Genomic DNA, 4,308 nt, shown 5'->3' with positions numbered 1-4,308 from the left:
TGATAGAAACAGAAGCCACTGGAGCACCTCAAAAACACCATCATACACTAAATCAGTAAGTTGGCAGCATCACCGCCTGATAAAATGGATTATCGCCGCGATAATTAAACAGGGTTTCATTTTCCCCCAGGTGCTGATGAATAATGTCGTGCCACTGTTGCCAGGCGATAAGGTGAAAATTCAGAGCGGTCATTTGCAGTGTTGGGGACAGCCAACGCTGACAACGATGCTTATCTATATGAATATCTTTACCAATCGTAATCCCATGCTCGTCAAACTGAACCTTATCGCCATGATGGAACAGACCATCAAAGTGAGTGAGTGCCAACCGACAACTGTTTGGCGCATTGTCGTACTCTTCACAAAGTAGCGTCAGCAACTGCTGGCGAGCCGGGAGTGCGATATTTACCGCTCTGGCAAAGACCTGTTCAACCTGTCCTTGCCCCCGCTGCGCCAGGAAATTCGCATCCGCAGTTAGCGCCCACACACACCGTCTTTCTGGTGTGTCGATAGCAAGCCTCCCGGTTTATGCGCCTGCCGCAATCAGCAACTGTGCAATCTCTTCAAAGCCCCGTTCCCGCGCCAGTTCCAGCGGCGTTTTGCCATATTTATCGGTCAGATGGGGGCTGGCACCGTGTTCCAGCAATAACTGGACAATCGCCTGCTGTTTAATACCGCCATCGTTAAGCACAATCGCTTCCAGCAGCGGTGTCCAGCCAACATCGTTGGTCTGGTTAACGTTAATTTCCGTATGCGCCAAAAGCTCTTTTACAATACTTAAATGGCCTTTTTCACAGGCAGGCGTCAGGCCGACACCGCCAAAACGGGTTACGCAATTAAGATCGGGTTTAGCTGGTAAAATAATTCGTAGTAGCGTTAAATCATCGTTCAGACAGCTAATTAAAAAAGGATTTAAACAGGTATGATCTTGTTTATTAATATCCGCTCCGGCGTCAATTAATGCCTGAATGCAAGCATATTGCTGATATAAACTTGCCAGCGTAATTGCCGTTTTCCCCTGACGATCGCAGGTATTAATATCGACACCCAGCGCAAGGCAGGTTTTTACTTTATCGATATCGCCCTGTTGTGCAGCCAATAAATAGTCGGCAGGTGGATTTTTTATACTCATTAACATTCCCCTGGTTTTTGTGGCTGTTTTCGATGAATTGAGAATAGCAACGAAATTCAGCTAAAAGAACCCGCTTAAATTTAATTCGCCGTATTTCGCCTTTTTGTTGAATGATGTTCAATAATCTTTTCGCAGTGTGCGGTAGTGCAATATTTGTCTCTTTCTCGCCATACCCTTTCACTCAATCCGGTTTTATTTCTCTATAGTCTGCACATGTAAGAGTAGCTTTCGTCCATGTCTAACCAGAGGGGAACAAGATGAACGGACTCACGGCAACGGGTGTCACCGTCGGTATTTGTGCTGGGCTTTGGCAGTTAGTGGCTTCACATGTCGGGCTCTCTCAGGGATGGGAATTATTAGGAACCATTGGCTTCGTCGCCTTTTGCAGTTTTTATGCCGCAGGCGGCGGTAAATCGGGGTTTATCAGAAGCCTGGCGGTTAATTATTCCGGGATGGTGTGGGCGTTTTTCGCCGCGCTGGCTGCCGGCTGGCTGGCTTCTGTAAGTGGTCTTTCTGGATTCTGGGCAAGCGTGATTACTACCGTGCCCTTCTCAGCGGTGGTGGTCTGGCAAGGACGTTTCTGGTTACTGTCATTCATTCCCGGTGGCTTTCTCGGCATGACGCTATTTTTTGCCAGCGGGATGAACTGGACGGTAACGTTACTGGGTTTTCTGGCGGGTAACTGCGTGGGGATAATTTCCGAATATGGCGGACAAAAATTAAGCGAAGCGACAACTAAACGCGACGGGTATTAAAAGTTATTCAAAAATGATTATCTATCTTTAACCGATACCTCTACAGTCATGGCTGGAGAAATTCATATTAGAAAATGGCGGGAATGGTTTAATGAACTCAATTTTTACCGAAGAAAATCTGTTGGCATTTACTACCGCTGCGCGTTTTGGCAGCTTCAGTAAAGCGGCAGAAGAGTTGGGTTTAACCACTTCCGCCATTAGCTACACCATCAAGCGAATGGAAACGGGGCTGGATGTAGTGCTGTTCACCCGCAATACCCGCAGCATTGAGTTAACGGAGTCCGGGCGTTATTTTTTCCGCAAGGCCACCGACCTGCTGAATGATTTTCACGCCATCAAACGCAGCATCGATACTATTTCGCAGGGCATAGAAGCACGCGTGCGCATTTGTATTAATCAGCTACTTTATACACCCAAACACACCGCACGCTTATTACAGGTGCTGAAAAAGCAGTTTCCTACCTGCCAGATTACCGTCACCACCGAAGTGTATAACGGCGTCTGGGATGCGATTATCAATAACCAGGCGAATATCGCCATCGGCGCGCCCGATACGCTGCTGGACGGTGGCAGCATTGATTACACCGAGATTGGTGCGATTCGCTGGGCTTTTGCTATCGCCCCGGATCACCCGTTAGCCTTTGTGCCGGAGCCGATCGCCGAAAGCCAGCTGCGTTTCTACCCTAATATTATGGTGGAGGACACCGCGCATACGATTAATAAAAAGGTGGGTTGGTTGCTGCATGGGCAGGAGTCGATTCTGGTGCCAGATTTCAACACCAAATGTCAGTGCCAGATTTTAGGTGAAGGGATTGGTTTTTTGCCAGATTACATGGTTCGTGAAGCGATGGCGCAATCACTGCTGGTTACCCGACAAATTCATAATCCGCGCCAGGATTCACGCATGTTACTGGCGACCCAGCACTCTGCAACGGGTCAGGTGACGCAATGGATTAAAAGGCAATTTGCGCCAAATGGCATATTAACGGGGATCTATCAGGATTTACTGCATCGGGAGAATTAATCGCTGCCAACCTCCCGATGCGCTGTGAATAGCGGCTTACATCAACCACCGGCTTTCATTACCCAGTCAGAGACAAATTTATTACCCGGAACCGGCGGAGAGTACAAATAGCCCTGCAAAAAGTGAACGCCTTTACCGATCATTAAGTCAGCCTGTTCCTGGGTTTCTACCCCTTCCGCTACGATACTCAGACCAGGCTTACGCGCCAGTTCGACAATATTGTCCACAATATGGCCGGAGATTTCGTCAACACTCGCCATTTGCACAAACGACTTGTCAATTTTAATAAAATCGACCGGAAACGCCTGCAGATAACGATAGGTCGCATAACCCGTACCAAAGTCATCCAGCGCAAAGGTAATGTTGTGCTGATGAAGGCTGTCAAATATCGCTCTGGCTTCTGGTGTTACCGGAATGGGGTTACGTTCTGTCAGCTCAAGAACCAGCTTGATTTTATCATTACCTAATTTCTTGACCAGGTTCAGACACTCTTTTTCAAATCCCGCAGCCAAAAAACAGCCCGCCGAGACGTTGATACCAATATGGAAATTGTCCGGTAGCAAATGTTTTACCGGCAGCAGAATATCCGCAGTCTGTTTCATCAACTGGCGGGTCATTATGACAATAAGGCCAGATGACTCCGCCAGAGGAATAAACTGATCCGGAGGGATAATTCCCGTTTGCGGGTGCTCCCAGCGAACAAGCACTTCACAGCCTGTTAGTACCCCTGTCTGTGCGCAGAAAACAGGTTGGATCCACGGTTTAAATTCATGGTTTTCCAGCGCCAGGCTGATGGCTTCAGGCGTGACAATATGGTGACAACGGTTGTCAGGGATATAGAATTTATTTTTATTACCTGTGGCGGTGACTACCTGTGGATGATATTGAAAAAAGATATCCCGCCAGAAGGTAATATCACTCTGAATACCGAGTTTTTCGTACAGTTGTTTCTTTTGATGTGAAATTGTTTTTGCACTGCGGTTTCTATATTGTGATATTTCTGTAACAGACATCCCCTCCATCAGCAGCTTGAGTAAAAGCCGTTCTTTCTCGGACACAATACCAGGCAACGTCAGATTAACGGTTGCCCCGAACTCTTCAAGAAAAACACTCAAATCATGCGAAGCCATTTAACACACCTTGCTTAAATCATGTGCGCCAGCTAAATCCGCTTGTCTCCTTTCTGGCAGAAAAAGCTGGCGGCAAAAAAATAATACAGAGAGTCGAATTGTCACTCATCCGACTCCCTCTCCTTTTACGAATTATTCAGTTCAGAATGACCACTTAACGCCAATCATCGCGGAGGTGTCATTATATCCCTGGTAATGACTCCAACTTATTGATAGTGTTTTATGTTCAGATAATGCCCGATGACTTTGTCATGCAGCTCCACCGAT

At 47.2% G+C, this 4,308-nt stretch carries 5 protein-coding genes and 1 pseudogene; 2 read left to right on the top strand and 4 right to left on the bottom strand.

Going from position 1 to position 4,308, the window contains the following annotated elements; genetic code table 11:
• Nucleotides 1–70: 70 nt before the first annotated feature.
• Together FC814_RS22295 and FC814_RS22290 are read right to left on the bottom strand one after the other, a co-directional pair.
• Nucleotides 71–487: pseudogene (locus FC814_RS22295) on the bottom strand (DUF2877 domain-containing protein); the annotation flags it as partial.
• Nucleotides 488–526: 39 nt separating this feature from the next.
• The gene (locus FC814_RS22290; RefSeq protein WP_137326482.1) at nt 527–1,132 is read right to left on the bottom strand and encodes an ankyrin repeat domain-containing protein; all 606 of its coding nucleotides are present in this window, start codon (nt 1,130–1,132) and stop codon (nt 527–529) included.
• 257 nt (nt 1,133–1,389) lie between these two features.
• On the opposite strand from FC814_RS22290, the gene FC814_RS22285 reads away from it, so the two are divergent.
• Both FC814_RS22285 and FC814_RS22280 read left to right on the top strand, forming a co-directional pair.
• The gene (locus tag FC814_RS22285) at nt 1,390–1,887 is read left to right on the top strand and encodes a DUF1097 domain-containing protein (RefSeq protein WP_001013863.1); all 498 of its coding nucleotides are present in this window, start codon (nt 1,390–1,392) and stop codon (nt 1,885–1,887) included.
• Nucleotides 1,888–1,978: 91 nt separating this feature from the next.
• Nucleotides 1,979–2,911 carry a LysR substrate-binding domain-containing protein gene (locus tag FC814_RS22280; RefSeq protein WP_137326481.1) on the top strand — a complete coding sequence of 311 codons (933 nt, stop codon included), beginning with the start codon at nt 1,979–1,981 and terminating at the stop codon, nt 2,909–2,911.
• 41 nt (nt 2,912–2,952) lie between these two features.
• On the opposite strand, the gene FC814_RS22275 is transcribed toward FC814_RS22280, so the two are convergent.
• On the bottom strand, nt 2,953–4,041 hold the full coding sequence (locus FC814_RS22275) for an EAL domain-containing protein (protein WP_000146396.1): 1,089 nt from the start codon (nt 4,039–4,041) through the stop codon (nt 2,953–2,955).
• A 206-nt stretch (nt 4,042–4,247) separates the two neighbouring features.
• A partial coding sequence (locus FC814_RS23810; protein WP_071528444.1) for an IS1 family transposase occupies nt 4,248–4,308 on the bottom strand: 61 nt, incomplete at its 5' end.

Source organism: Escherichia sp. MR, assembly GCF_005280595.1.
Taxonomy (GTDB): Bacteria; Pseudomonadota; Gammaproteobacteria; order Enterobacterales; family Enterobacteriaceae; genus Escherichia; species Escherichia ruysiae.
The sequence above is the reverse complement of the archived record's forward strand: the minus strand, read 5'-3'. Positions and strand labels throughout refer to the sequence as shown.